We start from the raw sequence: 22,997 nt of genomic DNA, 5'->3' as shown, positions 1-22,997 counted from the left end.
GATTTCCTTTATTTGCCCCAGCGCAGCGCGATCACATCACGCTCGGTCGCCAGTTGCAGCAGCCGTTCGCGGGTGCGTTGTGTCATGGGTTTCAACGGATGGCGCACATGGTCGGACCCGATCACGCCGCCTTCCTTCATCACCACCTTGGCGGCCCGCAGGCCGCACTGGCGGTTTTCGTGGTTGATCAGCGGCAACGCATCGCGCCAGCCTGTCTGTGCCGCCTCGATGTTACCTGCCAGGTAGTCAACGACGATGGGCCGGATCAGTTCCGGTTGCAGCGCCGAGGTCATGGTCCCGGTGCAGCCTGCGTCCAGATCGGCCAGCAGTGTCGCTGCTTCTTCGCCGTCGAAGGGGCCGGCGATATGGTCGCCTGCCGCCTCGATCAGCAGCGCCAGTTTATCTGCGGCAAAGGGGGATTCCATCTTGAAATAGCTGACGTTCTCGATTTCTTTCGCCATCCGCGCGAGCAACGGCACCGATAGCGTCACACCCGACAGCGGGGCGTCCTGCACCATGATCGGGATGTCGATCGCGTCCGACACGGCGGCGAAATGTTCAAAGATGCCCTGCTCCGGCGGTGCGAGGCCCACGCCGTGGTAGGGCGGCATCATCATCAGCATCGACGCGCCCATGTCCTGCGCCATGCGACCACGATCCACCGCGATCTGCGTGCTGAAATGGCTGGTGGTCACGATGACGGGCACGCGGCCCGCGACATGTTCCAACGACAGCCGCGTCAGTGTCTCGCGTTCCGCATCCGAAAGCACGAATTGTTCGGAATAATTGGCGAGGATGCAGATTGCGTCCACGCCTTGGTCGATCATGCAATCCAGCACGCGGCGCATGCCGTCCTCGTCGACCGCGCCGTTATCATGAAACGGGGTGGGTGCGACGGGCAGGATTCCGGTCAAAGGGGTTTTCATCATCTCTCCTTGCGGCGCGATGGCGCCGGTCTGTCAGTCGTGGAATGGTGCGACGGTTTCGCGGCGTCCCAGCGTGTAGGCGTCGGCGACCAGCGTCATTGGGCGCAGGTCCATGTCGATGCCGCCGTCTGCGATCAGTTGCGCCATTTGTGCATAGAGGCGGGGATATTCGCCGCCCAGCGGCGCGGCGGTGCCAGAGCGTTCGCCGTTGATCTTCAGGGTCGCACCACCGTCGGTCAGGGTCAGTGTGCCTGCTTCGGTTTCGGCTTCGATCATCCAGATCTGGTCGCCCTCCTGGCGCCAGTCGAAATCGGCTGTGACCTGTGCACCCTGCGGGTGATGAAATTCCAAATTGACCGCGATGGGGGTCTGGCGGTTTTCGGGCACCTTCAACGTGGCACCGGTCACGTGGATCGGATGGGGCAGGATGTCCGTCACGATGGACAACGCGTTGATGCCGGGATCAAAAACGCCCAGCCCGCCCGGTTCCCAGATCCAGTCCTGACCCGGATGCCAACGGCGCACGTCCTCTTTCCAGGTCACATGCAACCGCGTCAGCCGCTTGTCCGTCAGCCATTCCTTGGCTGCTGCGACCATATCCGCCTGACGCGAATGCCACGTTGCATAAAGAGACAGGCCGTCCGCCTGCGCCTTGGCCGTCAGCGCGTGGCATTCGGCCAGTGTCGCACCCGGCGGCTTCTCCAGCATCACGTGACGGCCCGCTGCCAGCGCCTGCATGGCGTAGGCAAATCGCGGGACAGGGGGCAGGCACAGCGACACCACGCGGATGTCGGGGCGCGCGTCCAGCATGTCGCCCAGATCGGTAAAGGCATCGACCCCGTCCACGGACCCGTGCCGGCTGACGGTCGCGGCCAATTCCCAATCGGGGCTATCGTTGATCGCAGGGATATGTTGATCAACCGCGATCTTGCCGATGCCGACTAATGCAATCTTCATCAATGACTGTCCTTTCCGACCGGCGCGCCCCGGCATCCCTTGAGGAAATCCAGATCGGCACCGGTGTCGGCGCCTTCGACGTGGGTCTGATGCAGCATCAGGTAACCCGAGGTCGCGACTTCGTGGGCGGGGGTCCATGCGGCCAGCCGGTCGGCCAGTTCCGCGTCGGGGATGTCCAGATGCAAACGGCGGTTTTGCACGTCCAGTTCGATCATGTCGCCGGACCTGACGACAGCCAGCGGGCCACCGGCTGCCGCCTCGGGAGAGGTGTGCAGCACGACGGTGCCGTAGGCTGTGCCCGACATGCGGGCGTCCGAGATGCGGATCATGTCGGTGATCCCTTTTTTCAGCACCTTGGGCGGCAGGCCCATGTTGCCGACCTCTGCCATCCCGGGATATCCCCGTGGTCCGCAGTTTTTCAGAACCATGATGCAGGTCTCGTCAATATCCAGCGCGTCATCGTTGATGCGCGCCTTGTAGTCGTCGATATCCTCGAACACGACGGCGCGGCCCCTGTGCTGCATCAGCGCAGGCGTCGCGGCAGAGGGTTTCAGCACGGCGCCGTTCGGGGCCAGATTGCCACGCACCACGACGATGCCACCCGATTGGGTCAACGCCTTGTCGGCGGGCAGGATCACGTCTTCGTTATGGTTCTGGACGTGTTTGACCTCGTCCCAGATCGGTCCGCCTGACACCGTCAGCGCATCCTTGTGCAGCAGGTCCGCGTCGCCCAGACGTTTCAGAACGACGGGCAGGCCGCCCGCGTAAAAGAATTCCTCCATCAGGTATTTGCCCGATGGCATCAGGTTCACGATGGTCGGCACATCACGCCCGCAGCGGTCCCAGTCGTCCAGCGTGATATCGACACCGACACGGCCCGCCATGGCAAGCATGTGGATCACCGCGTTCGTGGACCCGCCAATCGCGGCATTGGTCCGGATCGCGTTTTCAAATGCCTGTCTGGTCATCACGTCAGAAGGTTTCAGGTCGTCCTTGACCATCTGCACGATACGGCGGCCTGACATCTGCGCCATGACACGGCGGCGGCTGTCGACGGCGGGGATCGCGGCATTGCCTGACAGGGACATGCCCAGCGCCTCGGCCATGCTGGCCATCGTGCTGGCGGTACCCATCGTATTGCAGGTGCCCGTGGACCGGGACATGGACGCCTCGGCCTCCAGAAAATCCTCCTGGCTCATCTCGCCGGCCTTCACGGCTTCGGAGAATTTCCACAGGTGCGTGCCGGACCCGACGCGTTCGCCCCGGAAATAACCGTTCAGCATCGGACCACCGGTCACGACGATGGAGGGCAGGTCGCAGGATGCGGCGGCCATCATCAGCGACGGCGTGGTCTTGTCGCAGCCGACCAGCAGCACGCAGCCATCCATCGGCTGGCCGCGGATTGCCTCTTCGGTCGCCATGGCAGCGAGGTTGCGGAACATCATCGCGGTGGGGCGGAACGTATTTTCGGATGCCGAAAACACCGGTACCTCGACCGGAAAGCCTCCGGCCTCGAGGATGCCTGTCTTTACCTTTTCGGCCAGTTCGCGCAGGTGCCCGTTGCAGGGGGTGAAATCAGACCAGGTGTTCAGGATGCCGATGATGGGACGTCCGTCGAACATGTCGTGCGGATAGCCCTGATTTTTCATCCAGCCACGATGGTAGATCACGTCGCGGCTGGATCCCGAATACCAGTCCTGAGACCGCAGGCGACGCGGCCATGCAGCGGGTTCAAAGGTCATGCGATCAGCCCTTTTGCTTGTTGTAAACGTCAAAGATCACGGCAGCGAGAAGCACGAGGCCCTTGATCATTTGCTGATAGTCGATGCCGATCCCCATGATCGACATGCCGTTGTTCAGCACCCCCATCAAAAAGGCACCGACGACGGCCCCGACGATTTTGCCGACCCCGCCGGACATGGATGCCCCGCCGATGAACACGGCCGCGATCACGTCCAGTTCCAGTGCGAAACCGGCCTTGGGTGTGGCGGTGTTCAGACGTGCGGCAAAGACCAGACCCGCGATGGCCGCAAGGATGCCCATGTTGACAAAGGCGAGGAACGTCAGGCGTTCGGTTTTGATGCCCGACAGTTTCGCGGCCTTTTCATTGCCACCCAGCGCATAGATGCGGCGGCCCAGCACGGTGCGTTCCGTCAAAAAGGCGTAGATGACGGTCAGCACGCCCATCGTGATCAGCACGTTCGGCAGGCCGCGAAAGGTCGACAGTTTGTATAGAATGAACACCAGCGTCAGCGAAATGATCGCGATGCGTGCGACGAAAAACGCGCGCGGTTCGTCCTCGATTCCGTAGGATTTATTGGTCGCGCGTTGTTTCATGCCTGACCAGACGACCCAGGCGGCGGCGATCACACCCGTGCACAAGGCCAGGACGTTGACGTTTCGTACGTCCAGCAGTCCGGCCAGCGCCTCTCCGCCGGGCAGCACATCGGGGACAAAACCGGTGGCGATGACCTGAAATTCACGCGGAAACGGGCCGACGGACTGGCCTTCGAGAAGCCACAACGACAGACCCCGGAACACCAGCATCCCCGCCAGCGTCACGATGAAGGACGGGATTTTCCAGTATGCGATCCAGTACCCCTGGGCACCGCCGATGATCGCGCCGACAATGATGCAGGTGATCATCGTGACACCCATGGAGACATCCATGTTCACGATCATCACGGCGGCCAAGGCACCGACAAAACCCATCACGGACCCCACGGACAGGTCGATGTGACCCGCCACGATGACGATCAGCATCCCCAGCGCCATGATGACGATATAACTGTTCTGCAGCAGCAGGTTGGTCACGTTGATCGGACGCAGCAGCGTGCCGCCCGTCACGATCTGAAAGAACGCCATGATGGCTATCAGGGCGAACAGCAGGCCGTATTCACGCAGGTTTGCGGCCAGATAGGCCCCGACGCCGCCACGACCCTGCGGTTTTTCCAGTTTTTCTTCGGCGATGGTCATGCCTGTGGCCTCTCCCTAGTGATTGACAATGAGCGACATGATCCGCTCTTGGCTGGCCTCTGCCGCCGGCATTTCACCGACAAAGGCCCCTTCGTTCATGACGAAAATCCTGTCGCACATGCCCAGCAGTTCCGGCATTTCCGATGAAATCATGACGACGCCTTTGCCGGCAGCGGCCAGATCGTTGATCAGACCGTAGATTTCGTATTTCGCGCCGACGTCTATGCCGCGCGTCGGCTCGTCCAGAATCAGCACCTCGGGCGCGGTGAACAGCCATTTCGACAGGACAACCTTTTGCTGGTTGCCCCCCGACAGATTGCCGACCTTCTGGAACACGCCGGGCGTGCGGATCGCCAGATCGTCGCGATATTTTTCGGCAACTTCGGTTTCGCGATGCTTGTTCAGCACGACGCCGTTGGACACTTGTCGCAGGTTCGCGAGGGTGATGTTGCGCTGGATCGTGTCGTCGAGGATCAAACCAAGGCTCTTGCGGTCCTCGGTCACATAGGCAAGGCCATTGGCGATGGCGCGGCTGACCGTCGAGACGTCGACAGGCTGGCCACGCATTTCGACCTGGCCGCTAATGCCCTGTCCCCACGATCTGCCGAAAATGGACATGGCCAGTTCGGTCCGGCCTGCACCCATCAGCCCGGCGATGCCGACCACCTCGCCTGCGCGCACGTCGAAATCCACATCGTGGATCACCTTGCGATTGGCATGTTCGGGATGATGAACGGACCAGTTCGATACCTTCATGATCCGGTCGCCGATCTTCGGCGTGCGGGCGGGATAGCGGTTTTCCATCGATCGCCCGACCATGTCGCGCACGATCCGGTCCTCGGTGATGCCGTCACCCTTGGTGTCAAAGCTGGACACCGACTGGCCGTCGCGGATGACGGTCACGGTATCCGCGATCTTGCGAATTTCGTTCAGCTTGTGGCTGATGATGATCTGGGTCATGCCCTGCGCCTTGAGCTCCAGCATCAGGTCCAGCAGGGTCTGGCTGTCGCTTTCCGACAGGGCAGCGGTCGGTTCGTCCAGGATCAGCAGGCGCACATCCTTGGCCAAGGCCTTGGCGATTTCGACCAGCTGCTGTTTACCAACACCCAATTTGTCGACCAACGTGCTGGGTGCATCGCTCAGCCCGACCTTGCGCAGCAGGGTTTCTGTCCGCTGGTTGGTGCCGTGCCAGTCGATCACGCCACGGTTGGCGTTTTCGTTGCCCAGGAACAGGTTCTCGGCGATCGACAGCAGCGGGATCAGCGCGAGTTCCTGGTGAATGATGATGATTCCACGCTTCTCGCTGTCCGAGATGTCGCGAAAGGTCGCAAGCGCGCCGTCATAGTGTATTTCGCCGTCATAGGTGCCCGCCGGATAGACGCCGGACAGCACCTTCATCAGCGTGGATTTGCCAGCGCCGTTTTCGCCGCAGATGGCATGAATTTCGCCGCGCTTCACCTTGAGCGACACCTCGTCCAGCGCCTTGACGCCCGGAAAGGTTTTGGTGATCGAACGCATTTCCAGCAGAGTGTCCTGCACGGCAACATCCTGTCAGTTAAATGATTGGGCGGCGCTACCGCCGTGGTGTGGCGGGCCGGTGTCCGTCATCCGGACCGGCCCGCCTGTTTGGCTGGCGTCAGCTGACGCCGTGGCCGTGTCTTACTGGATCTGGTCCATGGTGTAGTAACCGGACTCGATCACACGCTCTTCCCAGTTGTCGGCAGTCACCTTCAGCGGTTCCAGCAGATAGGAGGGCACCACCTTGACGCCGTTGTCATATGTTTCCGTGTCATTGATTTCCGGCTCGCCGCCTTCCAGCACAGCCTCGACCATGCCCACGGTCACACGGGCCAGTTCGCGGGTGTCCTTGAAGATCGTCGAATATTGCTCACCGGCGATGATCGACTTGACCGACGGGACTTCTGCGTCCTGACCGGTGACGATCGGCATCGGTGTATCGCCGGACCCGTATCCAACACCCTTGAGCGACGACAGGATGCCGATGGACAGGCCGTCGTAGGGCGACAGAACGCCGTGGACCTGTGCGTTGGTGTAATGGGCGGACAGCAGGTTATCCATGCGGGATTGCGCGACAGCACCGTCCCAGCGCAGGGTGCCGACAGTGTCCATGCCCATCTGGCCGGATACGATCGTGACGCGGCCATCGTCGATCATCGGTTGCAGGACCGACATCGCGCCATCGTAGAAGAAATAGGCGTTGTTGTCGTCGGGCGAGCCGCCGAACAATTCCACGTTCCAAGTCTCGGCGTCTGGGAACCGTTCTTCGAGGCCGGCAACAAGCGTTTCAGCCTGCTGCACGCCGACCTGAAAGTTGTCGAAGGTCGCATAGTAGCTGACATGCTCGCTGTCGCGGATCAGGCGGTCGTAGGCGATGACCTCGATCCCGGCAAAGCTCGCGTTTTCCAGCGCGTTCGACAGTGTCGTGCCGTCGATCGCGGCGATGACCAGAACGTCGACGCCATTGGTGATCATGTTTTCGATCTGCGCCAGCTGGTTGGGGATATCATCCTCGGCGTATTGCAGGATGGTGTCGTAGCCGGCTTCCTCGAATTGCTGAACCATGGATTCGCCATCCGAAATCCAGCGTGCGGATGATTTGGTCGGCATGGCGATACCGACAAGGCCTTCGGCGAATGCGCCGGTGGCGAGGGTCGTGACGAGTGCAGTGCTGACAAGTATGGACTTAAGGGTCATGATTTTCTCCTCCCGAGGTCTGCGCGTCCTCCGCGGCAGCCTTCCTCGTGTTGCCTAGCCGATCCTGTCATACCAATCTAATGCAATTTACATGGACGAACATATCAAAATTGGTATGATTATGCATGTCATTTCCCTTTGCAAACCGCCTGAAGCCCGCCCACCTGCGCCTCATACGCGCCATAGAGGAAAGCGGAAAACTGCAGTTGGCTGCCGATTCCGTGGCTATGTCACAACCAGCCGCGTCCCGACTGCTGGCGGAAATCGAAACCGAAATCGGCGGCGCATTGTTCGACCGGCTGCCGCGTGGCATGGCAGCGACCGCCTTGGGTGAGGCGTTCTTGCGTCATGCGCGCGTCATCCTGTCAGAGGTCGATGCCCTGTCGGACAACATCGCAAGGTTGCAGAACGGTCAGGCCGGGGCAGTGCGGGTCGGTTCGGTCACCGGGCCTGCCGTCAGCGCGCTGGTGCCGGCGCTCCTCGCGGTCCGCGATACCGCGCCCGACATGCAGCCCACGATCGAGGTCGCCCCCTCGGTCGATCTGTTGAAGGGGCTCGAAGAGGGGCATTTTGATTTCGTCCTCGCGCGGGTCGGGGTCAAGAGCGACGTTGCCAACCTGCGCGCGCACCCCGGACGCAGCGAACGGGTCAGGCTGCTGGTGGGCGCCAATCACCCGCTTGCCGGGCGGCAGCAGGTCGGACTTGCGGATACGCTGGACTATGCATTCGTCATCCAAGAGACCGGGTCGCCGATCAGGACGGCAGTCGAACGGCAATTCCTGCAAAGCGGTCTGGCCACGCCCAAGCACGTGATCAACAGCTCTTCCTTGCTGATAGCCTTGAGTGTCATCACCAGTTCGGACGCGATTTCCCCGCAAACCCAAGAGGTCGCAGAGGTCCTGTCCCACGGCAATTCGGAACTGAGCGTCATCGACATCGCGGAAGAGATCGCTGTTTCACCCTTTTTGGTCCTCTACCGTGCTGATCGCCATTTGTCCCCGATCGCGCAGCGCCTCTTGGAAGAGGTGTTGTCGCGGCTCTAGCGGGTTGCGTATGGGACCGGTGACCGTGTGCCTGTGTGTTTGGGTCCATTGTTTGACGGGATCAGTGCGTCAGGTCAGGTCCACCAATGCACCGCGCGATTGAATGACCTGTGCGGCGACCTGCGCACCGTTTTGCACGGCCCCGGAAAGTGCAGCACCCCGGATGATGGATGCCAGAAAGCCTGCGTTGAAACTGTCACCTGCGGCTGTCGTATCGATCACCTGTTGTACCGTGACGGGGTCGTGCGATGTCATGACCCCGTCCACGCAGGTCAACATCGGTCCAGAGCCGTTTTTGACGACAACAGTTTGCACGCCGCAGGCGGCATAGCGCGACGCCGTCGCTGCGGGATCGCGATCGTCGAACCAGGTGGCTTCGTCCTCGTGTGATGGCAGAATGATCGTGCTGACCGCCGCACCTGCCATGATTTCATCCCGCATCTCTTGTGGATCAGACCACAAGGCAGGGCGCAAATTGGGATCGAACACAACCTGACCCCCATTTGCACGAAACACCGCAAGGGCATCGCGCAACCGCGCCCGATCCTCAGGCGGCAGAATCGCAAGCGTAATCCCCGAAAAATAGGCGTAATCCGCGCCACTCAGGGCAGCGTTCAGCGCTGCCTTGTCCTGCGCCAGCGTCCGCGCCGCACTTTGCCCGCGCCAATAGCTGAAACTGCGCTCGCCGTTGTCCAGCCGAATGACGTAAAGGCCCACAGTGCGGTCGCTGCGGCGCAAGATGCTGTCCACGCCAAGTCCGGCCTGTTGCAGGAATGCAGACATCTGTTGCGAGGCGGAATCGGTCCCGATGGCTGTAAGGTAATCGACCTGATGATCCGCCCCGAGTAGTCTGCGCAGATACCAGGCGGTATTCATGGTGTCGCCGGCAAAGCCCATCCGGAACGCGCCCTCGGTGTCTGTCGGTGCCATTTCGATCATGCACTCGCCGATGCAAACAGTCCGTGTCACGTGTCCGTTTCCTGAAAAAAGCTGTGCTGCTGTTTCTTGACCTCGTCGATCAGCACGACAATGCGCGACAGATGTGCAGTCATCGCGGCCTCGGCCGTATCCGGGTCGCGCGCCGAAATGGCATCCAAAATTGCGACATGTTCCTGCAACGCCAGTTTCTGTGACGTCGTATTCAAAGACAGCATGCGGATGCGGTCCATATGCGCCTTGCTGTCCTGTATCAGGTCCCAGACGAACCGGACGTCGGCCAGGACGCAGATCGCGATATGAAATTCTTCGTCCAGGGCGTGAAACAGGTCTCTGTCCTGTGCCTCGATCGCCTCTTTCTGACGTGCGATCAGCGCATGCAGTGGGGCCAGCGTCTGGGGTGTGGATGTCTCGCAGGCTGTCCGGCAGGTTTTGACCTCGAGCGCGGTTCGGATGAACTGGGCGCGCAACACGGCTTCTTCTGAAATCAGGCTGACGGTCGTGCTGCTTTGCGGACGGATATGCAGAAACCCCAGCTTGGCCAGACGCTTGAACGCCTCTCGGACGGGTTGCCGGGAAACGCCCATCAGCTTTGACACTTCGGCTTCGGAAATCTTGGTCTGCGGCGGAAGCTCCAGTTTGAGAATGCGCTGCTGAAGAGTGTCGAACACCTGATCTGCGACTGTCGGTTGGGGAGTCTGTCGCAGCAGGGGCAGCGTTATATCCGATCCCCCCGACGACAGTGTGCCGCTTATCTTCATGGCTGTTTCCCCAATTATCGCACGTTGCTTCAGTTATCCCGCAGAAAGCGTCTCCTTGCAACTAGGATATTAGTTGACAGGCGTTTCTGGATAACTAGGATATCAGTAGGGAGAGTCGGGCAGGTTGCCGACAGTGAAGGGGGATGAATGCCGTTACTTGATGAGGATCGCCTGTTCGCCACAGATCCGGCCGTTCGGACACTGGCGCGGGATCTCTATGATGGCGTCAAGGACCTGCCGATCATCAGCCCTCACGGCCATACCGATCCGCGCTGGTTTGCCGAAAACGGGGCATTTCCGGACCCTGCGACGCTTTTCGTCACGCCGGATCACTATGTTTTCCGGATGCTGCACAGTCAGGGGATCGCGCTAGAGGATCTGGGCGTGCCGCGTGTCGATGGCGGTGCCACAGAAACCGACAGCCGCAAAATCTGGAACCTGTTTGCGTCCAACTATCATCTGTTTCGCGGCACGCCGTCGCGCATCTGGGTGGATCACGCCCTGCAAGAGGTGTTCGGCGTAGACGAACGTCTGTCCGCGGCCTCGGCGGACGCGATATACGATCATATCGACGCCAGCCTGAAAACCGATGCGTTTCGTCCCCGTTCTCTGTTTGAGCGTTTCAACATCGAGGCGATTTCGACAACCGAGAGCGCGATTGATGACCTCAAATGGCACAAGATGATCCGCGACAGCGGCTGGGACGGCCGCGTCATCACAGCCTATCGTCCTGATACGGTCATCGATCCGGAATGCGACGGGTTCGCGGATAACGTGGCAAAAATGGGCGAATTGGCCGGCGAGGATGCCACCACGTGGGGCGGGTATCTGGCTGCCCATCGCAACCGCCGTGCATTTTTCAAATCTTTCGGTGCCACGTCCTCGGACCACGGCCACCTGACCGCCCGGACAGAGGATCTGCCGCAAGACGAGGCAGCTGCACTGTTTGATCGCGCACTTCAGGGCAAGTGCAGTAGCGAGGAGGCAGACCGTTTTCGCGGGCACATGCTGACCGAAATGGCGCGGATGTCACGCGACGACGGGTTGGTGATGCAGATCCATCCGGGCGCTGCACGCAATCATTCGGCGGACATCATGGCCCGTTTTGGTCGTGACAAGGGGTACGATATCCCGATGCGCACCGACTATGTCACAGCGTTGCGCCCCTTGCTGAACGCGGTCGGCGGTGACGCCGGACTGACGATCATCCTGTTCACCCTGGACGAGTCGTCCTACGCGCGCGAACTGGCCCCCCTGGCCGGGGTCTATCCTGCGCTGCGACTTGGCCCGCCATGGTGGTTCCATGACAGCTACGAAGGCATGATGCGTTTCCGCGAAATGGCGACGGAAACTGCTGGTTTCTACAACACCGTCGGTTTCAACGACGACACACGCGCATTCTGTTCCATTCCCGCCCGCCACGACGTGGCGCGCCGGGTCGATTGCACGTTTCTTGCCACGCTGGTCGCGACTGGCCGGCTGGACAGGGACGAGGCACCCGAGGTCGCGCATGACCTCAGCTACCGGCTTGCAAAACAGGCCTACAAGCTCTGACGAGCATTTTCTGGGAGGGAAAAATGACTTACACGAAAACACTTGGTGCGGCCCTGTTGGCGAGCGTCGCAACCGTCACTGCCGCATCCGCCTGCGAAACGACGTTCCGGTCGTCCGACACGCATCCCGAAGGGTATCCGACGGTGGCGGCAGTCGAGGAAATGGGCCGCCTATTGGAAGAGCGGACCGACGGCCGCCTGTGCGTCGAAGTCTTTCATTCAGCCCAATTGGGTGAGGAAAAGGACACCATCGAACAGACGCAGTTCGGTGTGATCGACATGAACCGTGTCTCGCTCGGGCCGTTCAACAACATCATCGAAGAAACGCAGGTCCCGTCGCTGCCCTATATCTTCCGCTCGACCGACCACATGCACAAAGTCATGGACGGTCCTGTCGGACAGCAGATTCTGGATGCGTTCAGCGATCACGATCTGGTTGGCCTGGCATTCTACGACGGCGGATCGCGCAGTTTCTACAACTCTGAAAAGCCGATCGCATCAATCGACGATCTGGCCGGCATGAAATTCCGCGTCATGCAGTCTGACATGTTCGTGGACATGGTCGATGCGCTGGGCGCGAACGCGACCCCGATGCCCTATGGCGAGGTCTATTCCTCGATCCAGACCGGCGTCATCGACGGGGCAGAAAATAACTGGCCGTCCTACGACAGCTCTGGCCATTTCGAAGTGGCGAAATACTACACCCTCGATCAGCATCTGATCGTGCCCGAGGTGCTGGTGATGGCGAAATCGACCTTTGATGGCCTCAGCGCCGAGGATCAGGAGATCGTGCGTCAGGCCGCCCGGGATTCGGTGCCGGTCATGCGTGAACTTTGGGCCGCCCGCGAAGCCGAATCCGAGGCGCGTGTGCGTGAGGCTGGCGTCGAGGTCATCAGCGACATCGACAAGACTCCGTTCATCGAAGCGATGGGGCCCGTGTACGACAAATACGTCACCTCTGCGGTGTTGCAGCAGATAGTCGCCGACATTCAGGCCACTGAATAAAAACGCCTTCGGCCCGCCGCGCTGATGCGGCGGGTCGATTTTTGCGGGGGACATATGCGGCAGACGATGGAAAAAGCGGCGATCTGGACGGGGCATCTGGCCCGGCTGGCCCTGTGGTCGGCCGGAACCGGGTTGGTCCTGATGACCGTACTGATCGCGGCCCAGGTGGTCTGGCGCTACATCCTCAATGACAGCATCATCTGGACCGAACCCGCATCGGTCATGATCATGGGCTGGTTCATCTTTCTGGGGGCCGCCGTGGGTATCCGCGAAGGCTACCACCTGTCCTTTGACGTGCTGCTGTACATGCTGCCGTTGCGGGCGAAACTGGTGCTTTATTCAATTTCAGACATCGCAGTCACGGCCTTTGGGATCGGCATGATCTGGTTCGGCTGGCAGCTGGCTGCGCGCACAGCGGGCAATGTCCTGCCCAGCCTTGGTATTTCTGGCGCATTCGATTTCGCGCCGCTTGTCGCGGGCGGCATCCTGATCGTCCTGTTTTCCATCGAACGCGTGTTGCGCCGTGCTGCGGGCCTGCCCACGGCGCGGTTCGGCGAAGACCCGGAGGCCGCGTAGCATGGAACTTTACGTTCTGTTCGGGACATTCGTCTTTTTGCTGCTGATCGGGACGCCGGTGGCGTTCTGCCTGGGTCTGTCCAGTTTTGCGACCATCGCCTATCTGGGCCTGCCCCCGGTCGTGGTTTTTCAACGCCTGAATTCCGGCGTGTCCGTCTTTGCGCTGATGGCGATCCCCTTCTTTATCTACGCTGGCGATCTGATGGTGCGTGGCGATATCGCGCGGCGTCTGGTGGCGCTGGCCAGCGGTTTTGTCGGGCATTTTCGCGGCGGTCTGGGACAGGTCAACGTGCTGTCGTCGGTCATGTTCGGCGGTGTCTCCGGCTCTGCCGCGGCGGATGCCAGCGCGGTGGGCGGTCTGATGGTCCCCCAGATGAAGGAACGCGGCTACGATGTCGACTATGCGGTGAACATCACGGTCGTCAGTTCGATCATCGCCCTGATGCTGCCCCCGTCGCACAACATGATCATCTATTCCATCGCGGCGGGCGGGCGCATTTCCATCGCCGATCTGTTCACCGCAGGGATCATCCCCGGTTTCACGCTGGCGCTGTTGCTGATGCTGGCCGCCTGGTGGGTCGCCAAGCGCAAGGGCTATCCCGTCCAGCCATTCCAAGGATTTCGCGTGATCGGAACCCTCTTTGCCTCTGCCGCACCGGGCTTGATCCTTGTGGCGATCATTTTCGGTGGCGTGCGTTCGGGCATCTTTACCGCATCGGAATCGTCGAACATCGCCGTTGTCTATGCCCTGGTCGTGACGCTGTTCGTCTATCGCAGCCTCAGCTGGCACGATTTCAAGGAAGCGACATTCGCCGCCGTGCGCACAACGGCCATGGTGCTGCTGGTGATCGGGTGCGCAGCCTCCTTTGGTTGGCTGCTGGCCTACACCAAGGTGCCCGCGTCCATGGTCGCCCTGCTGCAGAACGTGTCTGACAACCCGATCGTCATCCTGCTGCTGCTGAACGTGATCCTGCTGATCCTGGGCACTTTCATGGACATGTCGCCGCTGATCGTCATCACGACACCGATCTTTCTGCCGGTGGCCGTGGCCTTTGGTGTCGATCCTGTCCACTTTGGCGTGATCCTGATCCTGAACCTTGGCATCGGGCTGTGCACCCCGCCGGTAGGGGCCGTGTTGTTCGTGGGCTGCGCTGTTGGCCGGATTCCCGTCTGGGACGCGGTGCGCACCATCTGGCCATTCTATGGGGCCGCGTTCCTGACCCTGATGCTTGTCACCTATATCCCCGCGCTGTCCCTGTGGCTGCCGGCACTGTTCAGATGAGGTCCGCCATGTCCTATCCCGTCGTTCCGACAGACCCCGGCGTGACCCGTCAGGTTCTAGCCGAAAATCCCGCAATGATGCTCGTCGCCTTCAGGTTCGACACGGACGCCCAGGGCGCGCTGCACGATCATCCGCACGTGCAGGCCACCTATGTCGAAAGCGGGCGTTTCACCTTTACCGTCGATGGCACGGCACATGATCTGGGGCCGGGCGACAGTCTGATGATCCCGTCTGGTGCCCGGCACGGCTGCACCTGCCACGAGGCGGGCACGTTGATCGACACCTTTACACCTCGTCGCGACGATTTCCTTTGAACCAGAAAGACATGACCATGCTGAAAACCCAAACACGCCACGCGATCGATCCCGCCACGTCCCGGACGCTGGACACAGATCAGTTGCGCGACCATTTTCACGTCGGTGGCTTGTTCGCGGACGGCGAGATCAATCTGGTCTACAGCCATTATGATCGCCTGATCCTCGGCTCTGCTGTGCCCGCGGGCGGCACCCTGACGCTGGACAAGGTCGAGGCCACCGGCACCGCGACGATCCTGGAACGCCGCGAGATGGGCGTGCTCAACATCGGTGACACCGGCACGGTGTCGGTAGGCGGCGAGAGCTATGAGCTGGAGAACGGCGAGGTTCTGTATATCGGCATGGGCGCGGGTCCGGTCGAATTCAGCGGCGCGGGGCGGTTCTATGTGCTGTCGGCACCGGCGCACCAGACCTATCCGACGACGCTGATCAAGCTCAAGGACGCCCGCCGTGTCGAGATGGGCGCGCGCGAGACCGCGAACGAGCGGGTGATCATCCAATTTCTGCACCCAGAGGTCTGCAAATCCTGCCAGCTTTTGATGGGCTACACGCAGTTCGCCGAAGGGTCGGTCTGGAACACGATGCCCGCGCACCTGCACGACCGCCGTATGGAAGCCTATCTTTACTTCAAGATGCCCGAAGACCAGCGCGTCTTTCACCTGATGGGCGAGCCGGACCAGACCCGTCACATCGTCATGGCCAACGAAGAGGCCGTGATCTCTCCGCCTTGGTCGATCCACGCGGGCGCGGGCACGTCGTCCTATACGTTCTGCTGGGCGATGGCGGGCGACAACGTTGATTTCACGGATATGGACATGGTCGCCATGGGGGATTTGCGGTGAGCACGCCGTTCGATCTGACAGGCCGCCGTGCGCTGGTCACCGGGGCCAACACCGGCATCGGACAAGCCATTGCGGTCGGTCTGGCGCAGGCCGGCGCAGAGGTGATCTGCGCGGGCCGCCGCGCCTGCGACGAGACAGTTGCGATGATCGCGGATGTGGGCGGGACGGCATCATCCATGCTGGTGGATTTCACCGATCCGATGGCGGGGCAGGGGCTGTTCGACGACCAGCCCATCGACATTCTGATCAACAACGCCGGCATCATCCGGCGCAACGACGCGGTCGATTTCACCGAAGCCGACTGGGACGCGGTGATGGATGTGAACCTCAAGGCGCTGTTCTTTACGACACAGGCCTTTGCCAGGGCGGTCCTGGCGCGCGGGGGCACTGGCCGTGTCGTCAACATCGCGTCGCTGTTGTCGTTTCAGGGTGGCATCCGCGTGCCAAGCTACACCGCGTCCAAGCACGGCGTCGCCGGCCTGACCAAGCTCTTGGCCAATGAATGGGCGGCCAAGGGCATCAACGTGAACGCCGTGGCCCCCGGGTACATCGAGACCAATAACACCGAGGCCCTGCGCGCCGATCCCGACCGGAACAGGGCGATCCTGGAACGGATTCCGGCGGGCCGCTGGGGCGCGGCGTCGGACATCGCCGGGGCTGCTGTTTACCTGTGCACGCCTGCGGCCGGATATGTCCATGGCGCGGTCCTCAATGTGGATGGAGGCTGGCTTGCCCGCTGACGGTCAAATGAATGACGCGGTGGCGCGTCCAGCAACCGGCATCGTCCATCTGGGACTTGGCGCGTTCTTTCGCGCATTCGGTTGCGTCTATATCGCCGACGCAATGGCCGCGTCGGGCGGCGATTGGGGCATCGTGGGCGTGTCCCTGCGCAGCCCCGACACACGCGACGCGCTGCGCCTGCGTGACTGGCACTACACCTCTGTCACGCTGGCCCCCGAAGGCGAGCAGACGCGCGATATCACGCTGCTCAATGACGTGCTCGTCGCGCCAGAAAACCCCGAAGCGGTACTGGCGACAATGACCGATCCCGGCGTCCGGATCGTCACGTTGACCGTCACGGAAAAGGGATATTGCCACAATCCCGCGACCGGGAAACTGAACCTCGATCATCCTGATATCCGGCACGATCTGTCGCATGACCTGCCCGTGTCGGCACCGGGTTTTCTGGTGCGGGCGCTGGCGCGCCGCCGGGCTGCGGGAACGCCCCCCTTTACGGTGCTGACCTGTGACAATCTGCCAAACAACGGCAGGCTCGTGCGTGAAATGGTGTTGCAACTCGCGCGGCAGATTGATCCGCCGCTTGCCGACTGGATTGCAGCCGAGGGCAGGTTTCCGTCAACGATGGTGGACCGGATCACCCCCGCAACCACCCAGGCCGACATCGCGCGGGTGACTGCCCTGACCGGCATCCCCGATGCCGCACCAGTGCTGCACGAGCCGTTTTCCCAATGGGCCGTCGAGGATGATTTCGTCGGCGGCACCCGCCCCGACCTGAGGGCTGCGGGTGTCGAACTTGTCGCGGACGTCACCGCGCACGAGGACATGAAGCTGCGGATGCTGAACGGCACCCATTCCGCGCTGGCCTATACCGGCTATCTGGCCGGGCACGAGACCATCGCGGACACCGTCGCGGACCCCGATTTCGCCGCGTACGTCCATGCCCTTTGGTCCGAAATCTCGCCCGCCGTGACTGCGCCACAGGGGGTAAGCCTGACCGAATATGCCGATGCCCTGATGGACCGCTACGCCAACCCCGCCATCCGCCACCGGACATGGCAGATCGCGATGGACGGCAGCCAGAAACTGCCGCAACGCATTCTGGGTACGGTGCGCGACAACCTCGATGCGGGACGACCCGTCGAGGGACTTTGCACGGCCATTGCCGCATGGATGCGCTATGTCACCGGCACGGATGCGGCCGGACAGCCCATCGACGTGCGCGATCCCATGGCCGACCGTCTGCATGCACTGGCACAGTCACAGGACGACCCTGCCGGCATCGTCGCATCCTTGTTGTCGGTGGCGGAAATCTTTCCCCGCGATCTGGCTGACCGCTTGCAGGGGCCTGTGTCACAGGCCGCGTCGGTCATCTGGCAGGACGGTGTCCGTGCCGCCATCAAGAGGGCCATCCGATGATCGAGAGTTGGCGCTGGTACGGAGAATTCGACAGCATTTCCTTGGGTGACGTGGCGCAGACCGGCGCGCGGGGCATTGTCACCGCGCTGCACGGTATCCCCTACGGCGAGGTCTGGCCGCAAGACGCGATTGCCGCGCGCAAGCGTCAGATCGTGGATGCGGGTTTCAATTGGGTCGTGGTCGAAAGCCTGCCGGTCCACGAGCGGATCAAAAAGGGCGAGGGCGATCTGACCACCTTCTTTGCCAACTACCGTCAGTCCATGGCCAATCTCGCGGCCGAGGGCGTCACCACGATCTGCTACAACTTCATGCCGTTGCTGGACTGGACGCGGACCGATCTGGCGGCCCCCGTTGACGGCGGTGCCACCTGTCTGCGGTTCGATGCCGTGCGCATGGCCGCGTTTGAAATTTACATGCTGGGGCGTCGCGCGGCAGAGGACGACTATAGCCACGCGGTACTGGCCAAGGCGGCGGCTTGGTTTCAGGCGGCGACAGAGGACGACCGCGCTGGTTTGCTGTCTGCGATCATGGCGGGATTGCCGGGGGCGTTCGACCGTTACGATATAGCTGGTCTGAAAACGGCCCTCGCGGGATACGATGGCATCGACCGCGACGCCTTACGCAGCAACTACAAACGGTTTCTGGACGAGGTGGTGCCGACCGCAGAAGATCTGGGGCTGCGGCTGTGCGTGCATCCCGATGATCCGCCCCGTGACATTCTGGGTCTGCCGCGCATCGTGTCGGATGGTGCTGATCTTGATTGGGTGCTGAAGGCGCACGAAAGTCCTGCCAACGGAATCACGCTGTGTTCCGGCTCTCTCGGGGCGAATCCCGCAAATGACGTGCCCGCGATTGCGGCCCAAGTGGCCGACCGGATTCATTTCGCGCACTTGCGCAACGTCCGAAAGGACCCCGATGGATCGTTCGAGGAATCGGATCACCTGGAGGGCGACACGGATATGGTCGCGCTGATCCGCGTGCTCTTGACGGAACAGGCGCGCCGCCGCGATGCGGGCCGTGCCGACCATGCGATCCCGTTCCGGCCCGACCACGGCCACCACATGCTGTCGGACCTGACCCGCGACCTGATCCCCGGCTATCCGCTGATCGGTCGGCTGCGCGGATTGGCAGAGCTGCGCGGCGTGATCAAGGCGTTGGCCCATGACTGATCCGCTGGTCCTCCACCCCGGTGATACGGTCGCCGTCCTGACGGAACGTGCCGGGGCGGGTGCCGATCCGCTGGGCCTTGGTGCGCCGCTGGTGGCACCGGTCCCGTCGGGTCACAAGGTTGCACGCGTTGCGATGCCTGCGGGTGCGTCGGTCATCAAGTTCGGACAGTTCATCGGCCAGGCGACCGAGGCGATTGCGGCGGGTGCGCATGTCCATACGCACAACTGCACCTTTGCCAATCCCGAACAGGATTACGCCATCGGGGCCGATCTGGCGTCGGCCCAAGCGGCAATCCCGCAAACCGATGCCCTGACCTTTGACGGATATGCCCGCGCCGATGGCCGCGTGGGCACGCGCAATTACATCGCCCTTGTGGCGACGGTGAACTGCTCGGCCACGGTGATCCGGCGTGCCGCCGCCGAGATCGAGGCAAGCGGCCTGCTTGACGGCTACGGGAATGTCGACGGCATCGTCGCACTGGCCCACGGCACCGGTTGCGGCATGGCTAACAGCGGGCGTGGCTATGACATTCTGGACCGGGTTCTGTGGGGTCACGCAACCCACCCGAACGTGGGTGCCACGGTCTTTGTCGGTCTTGGATGCGAGGTCATGCAGATCGCGCGGATGCAATCGCATTTCGGCGATGCGGGCACCGACCGGTTCCATGCGCTGACCATTCAGGACACTGGCGGCACCCGCGCCACAGTGGACGCGATCAAGGCGCATGTGGCGCTGATCCTGCCTGCGGTGAACGACATCAACCGCACCCCCCAGCCTATGAGCGCGCTGCGTGTCGCATTGCAGTGCGGCGGGTCCGATGGATTTTCCAGCATAACTGCAAACCCCGCGCTTGGCATCGCCAGCGATCTGATCGTGGCCCAGGGCGGCACCGCGATCCTGTCAGAGACGCCCGAAATCTACGGTGCCGAACAACTGCTGTTGCGTCGTGCGAACAGCCAGGCCGTGGCCGACAAGCTGATCGCGCAGATCAAGTGGTGGGAAGGTTACGCCGCGCAGAACGGCGGTTCGATGGACAACAACCCAAGCCCCGGTAACAAGCAGGGCGGCATTACCACGATCCTTGAAAAGTCGTTGGGCGCTGCGGCCAAGGCCGGGGCGACCCCGTTGATGGCGGTCTATGATTATGCCGAACAGGTCGTGCAGCCCGGTTTCGTCTTCATGGACACGCCGGGCTATGATCCGGTGTCCGCCACGGGGCAGATCGCGGGTGGTGCGCAGATCGTGGTGTTCACGACGGGTCGCGGTTCGGCCTTTGGATCGAAACCCGCCCCCACGATCAAGCTGGCCACGTCGGACCGTCTGTTCAACCAGATGCCCGACGACATGGACCTGAACACCGGCGATATCCTGTCCGGTGGGATCACGATGTCCGACAAGGGGCGCGAAATCTTTGACCTGATCCGCGCCACCGCATCGGGGCAGACGACCAAGTCCGAGGCGCTGGGCCTGGGCGACAACGAATTCGTACCCTGGCAAATCGGAGCGGTGATGTGACCCGGAGACCTGTAACAATCGCATATATCGGCGGTGGATCGTTGAATTGGGCGACCAAGCTGATGGCTGATCTGGCCCATGACACGGCGCTGGCAGCCCATGTCAGGCTTTATGACATCGACCATGCCGCGGCAGAGCGGAACGCCAGGATCGGCACACGGTTCGCCGAGGTGTCGAAGGGGACGCCCGCGGTCTATCGGGCGGTGCCATCGTTGCAGGACGCCCTGACCGGTGCTGACGTGGTGGTCGTGTCGATCCTGCCCGGTGAATTCGATGACATGGCCCACGACGTGGATATTCCCGCGCGATATGGGATCAAGCAGGCGGTGGGCGATACGGTCGGTCCAGGCGGCTTCGTGCGGGCGCTGCGGTCGATCCCGATGATGTTGCCGATTGCCGAGGCCATCCGCGATCATGCGCCAAAGGCCTGGGTCTGCAACCTGACCAACCCGATGAGCGTGCTGACGGCTGCCATGTATCACGCGTTTCCGGGCATCCGCCTGTGGGGAGAGTGCCACGAGGTGACAAAGCTGCGCCATCAGGTTGCCTGGATCGCCAATCAGCAGGCGGGTGCCCAGCACCACAGCCACCGCGATGTGCAGGTCAACGTGCTGGGCATCAATCACTTTACCTTTGTCGATGCCATCGGGCTGGACGGGCGCGACATGCTGCCCGCCTATCGCGCCTTTGCCGATCAGCACGGCAACAGCGGTTGGTCCCCGCGCGCGGTCGATCCGGGCGACGAGCACGATCTGTATTTCATGGACCGCAGTCGTGTGAAGTTTGACATGTATCGCCGCTTTGGCATTCCCGCCGCTGCCGGGGATCGCCACCTGGCAGAATTCGTGCCGCAGGCCGAATACCTCGATACCGCACAGGACTGGGATTTCGCGCTGACGCCGGTGTCCTACCGGATCCGGGACCGCACCGAAAAACGCGCGCGGGCAAGTGCGCTTGCCGCAGGGGAGGGCGCGCCGCATGCTGACCGTTCGGACGAGGCCTTGGTCGATCAGATCAAGGGGCTGATGGGGCTAGGTGATTTTGTCAGCAACGTAAACCTGCCCAATCGCGGCCAGATGGACGGCCTGCCCATGGGCACGATTGTGGAAACGAACGCGCTGTTTTCATCGCTGGGCGTGACACCACTGGTAGCCGGGCGTCTGCCCGATGCGCTGCACGACATCGTACGGGACCATGCGGCACGGCAGACAGACCTGCTGGCTGCAGTGGTCGAAAACCGCTGGGACGATCTGTTCGGCCTGTTCCGCACCGATCCTCTGGTTGCGCCGTTGCCTACGGATACGGCGCGGCTGATGTTTCATGAAATGGTGCAGGCCACATCGCACCATTTGCCCCGTGATCTATTGAGGGAGGCTTCGTAATGGGTGGTGACAGCAAGTTTCTGGGGATCGCTTATGTGTCCCCCTACATCTTCGGGTTGTTTCTGTTCACGGCCTTTCCGTTCCTGGCCTCGCTCTATCTGTCGTTCACGGATTACGATCTGCTGTCGACGCCGGAATGGGTGGGCCTCGACAACTACGAACGGCTGTTTACCCGTGACCGGACGTTTTCCAAATCATTGAACGTCACGCTGCTGTACGTGTTCATGACCGTCCCGCTGAAGCTGGCCTTTGCGCTGCTGGTGGCGGTGGTGCTGAACTACAAGCTCAAGGCGATCGGGTTTTTCCGCACGGCCTATTATGTGCCGTCGGTTCTGGGCGGGTCGATCGCGATTGCCGTGCTGTGGCGCTACATCTTTGCCGAAGCAGGCTTGGTGAACATGGGCCTGACGGCCATCGGGATGGAACCGGTCAACTGGTTCGGCGACCCGCAGAATGCGCTGTTCACGCTGACGCTGCTGCGCTGCTGGCAATTCGGATCGGCGATGGTGATCTTTCTCGCGGCACTGCAATCCGTGGACAAATCGCTGTATGAGGCGTCCAGCATCGACGGCGCGGGCAAATGGCAGCAGTTCCGCTATATCACCGTGCCACTGATCACGCCGGTGATCTTTTTCAACCTGATCATGCAGACGGTGCAGGCGTTTCAGGAATTCAACGGCCCCTACATCATCACCAATGGTGGTCCGCTGAAATCCACCTATCTGCTGCCGCTTTATATCTACGACAAGGCCTTCAAGAGCTTTGACATGGGCTATGCCTCTGCCATCGCCTGGGTCCTTTTCGTCATCATCATGGTGCTGACCCTGATTGCCTTCTGGTCGTCGAAAAAGTGGGTCTACTACGCCGGCGACAAGAGGAGCTGAGGC

The 22,997-nt window shown here is 61.7% G+C and carries 21 protein-coding genes; 13 read left to right on the top strand and 8 right to left on the bottom strand.

What is annotated here, in order from left to right:
* Positions 1-8 precede the first annotated feature (8 nt).
* From LGQ03_RS14545 to chvE, 6 genes are all read right to left on the bottom strand, one after another.
* Positions 9-926 carry a dihydrodipicolinate synthase family protein gene (locus tag LGQ03_RS14545; protein WP_226748983.1) on the bottom strand — a complete coding sequence of 306 codons (918 nt, stop codon included), beginning with the start codon at positions 924-926 and terminating at the stop codon, positions 9-11.
* Positions 927-959: 33 nt separating this feature from the next.
* Positions 960-1,883: a Gfo/Idh/MocA family protein gene (locus LGQ03_RS14540; RefSeq protein WP_226748982.1), complete on the bottom strand. Its 924-nt coding sequence runs from the start codon at positions 1,881-1,883 to the stop codon at positions 960-962.
* The gene (gene araD, locus LGQ03_RS14535; RefSeq protein WP_090159732.1) at positions 1,883-3,625 is read right to left on the bottom strand and encodes an L-arabinonate dehydratase; all 1,743 of its coding nucleotides are present in this window, start codon (positions 3,623-3,625) and stop codon (positions 1,883-1,885) included. Before araD ends, LGQ03_RS14540 begins: the two co-directional genes overlap by 1 nt.
* Positions 3,626-3,629: 4 nt before the next feature.
* Positions 3,630-4,859, bottom strand: a complete 1,230-nt coding sequence (gene mmsB, locus LGQ03_RS14530; RefSeq protein ID WP_226748981.1) for a multiple monosaccharide ABC transporter permease — start codon at positions 4,857-4,859, stop codon at positions 3,630-3,632.
* 15 nt (positions 4,860-4,874) lie between these two features.
* Positions 4,875-6,377 (bottom strand): multiple monosaccharide ABC transporter ATP-binding protein, encoded by a 1,503-nt coding sequence (gene mmsA, locus LGQ03_RS14525; protein WP_264195050.1) that lies wholly within the window; start codon positions 6,375-6,377, stop codon positions 4,875-4,877.
* A gap of 141 nt (positions 6,378-6,518) precedes the next feature.
* A complete protein-coding gene (chvE, locus tag LGQ03_RS14520) occupies positions 6,519-7,574 on the bottom strand; it encodes a multiple monosaccharide ABC transporter substrate-binding protein (RefSeq protein WP_264195043.1) in 1,056 nt (351 codons plus the stop codon).
* A gap of 125 nt (positions 7,575-7,699) precedes the next feature.
* On the opposite strand from chvE, the gene LGQ03_RS14515 reads away from it, so the two are divergent.
* Entirely contained in the window at positions 7,700-8,617 is a 918-nt protein-coding gene (locus tag LGQ03_RS14515; protein WP_226748979.1) for a LysR family transcriptional regulator, read from the top strand.
* Positions 8,618-8,686: 69 nt separating this feature from the next.
* On the opposite strand, the gene LGQ03_RS14510 is transcribed toward LGQ03_RS14515, so the two are convergent.
* Complete coding sequence (locus LGQ03_RS14510; protein ID WP_226748978.1) at positions 8,687-9,586, bottom strand: sugar kinase; 900 nt, start codon at positions 9,584-9,586, stop codon at positions 8,687-8,689.
* Positions 9,583-10,314: a GntR family transcriptional regulator gene (locus LGQ03_RS14505; RefSeq protein WP_090159737.1), complete on the bottom strand. Its 732-nt coding sequence runs from the start codon at positions 10,312-10,314 to the stop codon at positions 9,583-9,585. The genes LGQ03_RS14510 and LGQ03_RS14505 overlap by 4 nt, the downstream gene beginning before the upstream one ends.
* Before the next feature lie 147 nt (positions 10,315-10,461).
* Between LGQ03_RS14505 and uxaC the strand changes: the two genes are divergently transcribed.
* From uxaC to LGQ03_RS14445, 12 genes are read left to right on the top strand one after another with little or no spacing between them, the layout of a single operon-like run.
* Positions 10,462-11,868 (top strand): glucuronate isomerase, encoded by a 1,407-nt coding sequence (uxaC, locus tag LGQ03_RS14500; RefSeq protein ID WP_226748977.1) that lies wholly within the window; start codon positions 10,462-10,464, stop codon positions 11,866-11,868.
* A 23-nt stretch (positions 11,869-11,891) separates the two neighbouring features.
* Positions 11,892-12,872 (top strand): TRAP transporter substrate-binding protein, encoded by a 981-nt coding sequence (locus LGQ03_RS14495; RefSeq protein ID WP_226748976.1) that lies wholly within the window; start codon positions 11,892-11,894, stop codon positions 12,870-12,872.
* Between the two features lie 54 nt (positions 12,873-12,926).
* On the top strand, positions 12,927-13,448 hold the full coding sequence (locus LGQ03_RS14490; protein ID WP_226748975.1) for a TRAP transporter small permease: 522 nt from the start codon (positions 12,927-12,929) through the stop codon (positions 13,446-13,448).
* A gap of 1 nt (position 13,449) precedes the next feature.
* Positions 13,450-14,730, top strand: a complete 1,281-nt coding sequence (locus LGQ03_RS14485; RefSeq protein WP_090159740.1) for a TRAP transporter large permease — start codon at positions 13,450-13,452, stop codon at positions 14,728-14,730.
* Positions 14,731-14,738: 8 nt separating this feature from the next.
* Complete coding sequence (locus LGQ03_RS14480) at positions 14,739-15,044, top strand: cupin domain-containing protein (protein ID WP_226748974.1); 306 nt, start codon at positions 14,739-14,741, stop codon at positions 15,042-15,044.
* Positions 15,045-15,061: 17 nt separating this feature from the next.
* On the top strand, positions 15,062-15,886 hold the full coding sequence (gene kduI, locus LGQ03_RS14475; protein ID WP_090159742.1) for a 5-dehydro-4-deoxy-D-glucuronate isomerase: 825 nt from the start codon (positions 15,062-15,064) through the stop codon (positions 15,884-15,886).
* Positions 15,883-16,626, top strand: a complete 744-nt coding sequence (gene kduD / locus LGQ03_RS14470) for a 2-dehydro-3-deoxy-D-gluconate 5-dehydrogenase KduD (protein WP_226748973.1) — start codon at positions 15,883-15,885, stop codon at positions 16,624-16,626. Before kduI ends, kduD begins: the two co-directional genes overlap by 4 nt.
* Positions 16,604-18,043 (top strand): mannitol dehydrogenase family protein, encoded by a 1,440-nt coding sequence (locus tag LGQ03_RS14465; RefSeq protein WP_404807668.1) that lies wholly within the window; start codon positions 16,604-16,606, stop codon positions 18,041-18,043. Before kduD ends, LGQ03_RS14465 begins: the two co-directional genes overlap by 23 nt.
* Positions 18,040-19,212, top strand: coding sequence for a mannonate dehydratase (gene uxuA, locus LGQ03_RS14460; protein WP_226748972.1), 1,173 nt, complete (start codon positions 18,040-18,042; stop codon positions 19,210-19,212). The genes LGQ03_RS14465 and uxuA overlap by 4 nt, the downstream gene beginning before the upstream one ends.
* Entirely contained in the window at positions 19,205-20,728 is a 1,524-nt protein-coding gene (locus tag LGQ03_RS14455; RefSeq protein ID WP_226748971.1) for a UxaA family hydrolase, read from the top strand. The genes uxuA and LGQ03_RS14455 overlap by 8 nt, the downstream gene beginning before the upstream one ends.
* On the top strand, positions 20,725-22,110 hold the full coding sequence (locus LGQ03_RS14450) for a family 4 glycosyl hydrolase (protein WP_226748970.1): 1,386 nt from the start codon (positions 20,725-20,727) through the stop codon (positions 22,108-22,110). Before LGQ03_RS14455 ends, LGQ03_RS14450 begins: the two co-directional genes overlap by 4 nt.
* A complete protein-coding gene (locus LGQ03_RS14445) occupies positions 22,110-22,994 on the top strand; it encodes a carbohydrate ABC transporter permease (RefSeq protein WP_226748969.1) in 885 nt (294 codons plus the stop codon). Before LGQ03_RS14450 ends, LGQ03_RS14445 begins: the two co-directional genes overlap by 1 nt.
* The last annotated feature ends 3 nt before the right edge of the window (positions 22,995-22,997 follow it).

The organism is Loktanella gaetbuli, from assembly GCF_020531945.1.
GTDB lineage: Bacteria > Pseudomonadota > Alphaproteobacteria > Rhodobacterales > Rhodobacteraceae > Loktanella > Loktanella gaetbuli.
This window is presented reverse-complemented; position numbering and strand designations above follow the sequence as displayed.

Bases quoted from the DNA above. Each gene is read 5' to 3' on its own strand.
- LGQ03_RS14545 (WP_226748983.1), bottom strand. From the start codon at position 926: ATGAAAACCCCTTTGACCGGAATCCTGCCCGTCGCACCCACCCCGTTT.
- LGQ03_RS14540 (WP_226748982.1), bottom strand. From the start codon at position 1,883: ATGAAGATTGCATTAGTCGGCATCGGCAAGATCGCGGTTGATCAACAT.
- araD (WP_090159732.1), bottom strand. From the start codon at position 3,625: ATGACCTTTGAACCCGCTGCATGGCCGCGTCGCCTGCGGTCTCAGGAC.
- mmsB (WP_226748981.1), bottom strand. From the start codon at position 4,859: ATGACCATCGCCGAAGAAAAACTGGAAAAACCGCAGGGTCGTGGCGGC.
- mmsA (WP_264195050.1), bottom strand. From the start codon at position 6,377: ATGCGTTCGATCACCAAAACCTTTCCGGGCGTCAAGGCGCTGGACGAG.
- chvE (WP_264195043.1), bottom strand. From the start codon at position 7,574: ATGACCCTTAAGTCCATACTTGTCAGCACTGCACTCGTCACGACCCTC.
- LGQ03_RS14515 (WP_226748979.1), top strand. From the start codon at position 7,700: ATGTCATTTCCCTTTGCAAACCGCCTGAAGCCCGCCCACCTGCGCCTC.
- LGQ03_RS14505 (WP_090159737.1), bottom strand. From the start codon at position 10,314: ATGAAGATAAGCGGCACACTGTCGTCGGGGGGATCGGATATAACGCTG.
- uxaC (WP_226748977.1), top strand. From the start codon at position 10,462: ATGCCGTTACTTGATGAGGATCGCCTGTTCGCCACAGATCCGGCCGTT.
- LGQ03_RS14495 (WP_226748976.1), top strand. From the start codon at position 11,892: ATGACTTACACGAAAACACTTGGTGCGGCCCTGTTGGCGAGCGTCGCA.
- LGQ03_RS14490 (WP_226748975.1), top strand. From the start codon at position 12,927: ATGCGGCAGACGATGGAAAAAGCGGCGATCTGGACGGGGCATCTGGCC.
- LGQ03_RS14485 (WP_090159740.1), top strand. From the start codon at position 13,450: ATGGAACTTTACGTTCTGTTCGGGACATTCGTCTTTTTGCTGCTGATC.
- LGQ03_RS14480 (WP_226748974.1), top strand. From the start codon at position 14,739: ATGTCCTATCCCGTCGTTCCGACAGACCCCGGCGTGACCCGTCAGGTT.
- kduI (WP_090159742.1), top strand. From the start codon at position 15,062: ATGCTGAAAACCCAAACACGCCACGCGATCGATCCCGCCACGTCCCGG.
- LGQ03_RS14465 (WP_404807668.1), top strand. From the start codon at position 16,604: ATGGAGGCTGGCTTGCCCGCTGACGGTCAAATGAATGACGCGGTGGCG.
- uxuA (WP_226748972.1), top strand. From the start codon at position 18,040: ATGATCGAGAGTTGGCGCTGGTACGGAGAATTCGACAGCATTTCCTTG.
- LGQ03_RS14455 (WP_226748971.1), top strand. From the start codon at position 19,205: ATGACTGATCCGCTGGTCCTCCACCCCGGTGATACGGTCGCCGTCCTG.
- LGQ03_RS14445 (WP_226748969.1), top strand. From the start codon at position 22,110: ATGGGTGGTGACAGCAAGTTTCTGGGGATCGCTTATGTGTCCCCCTAC.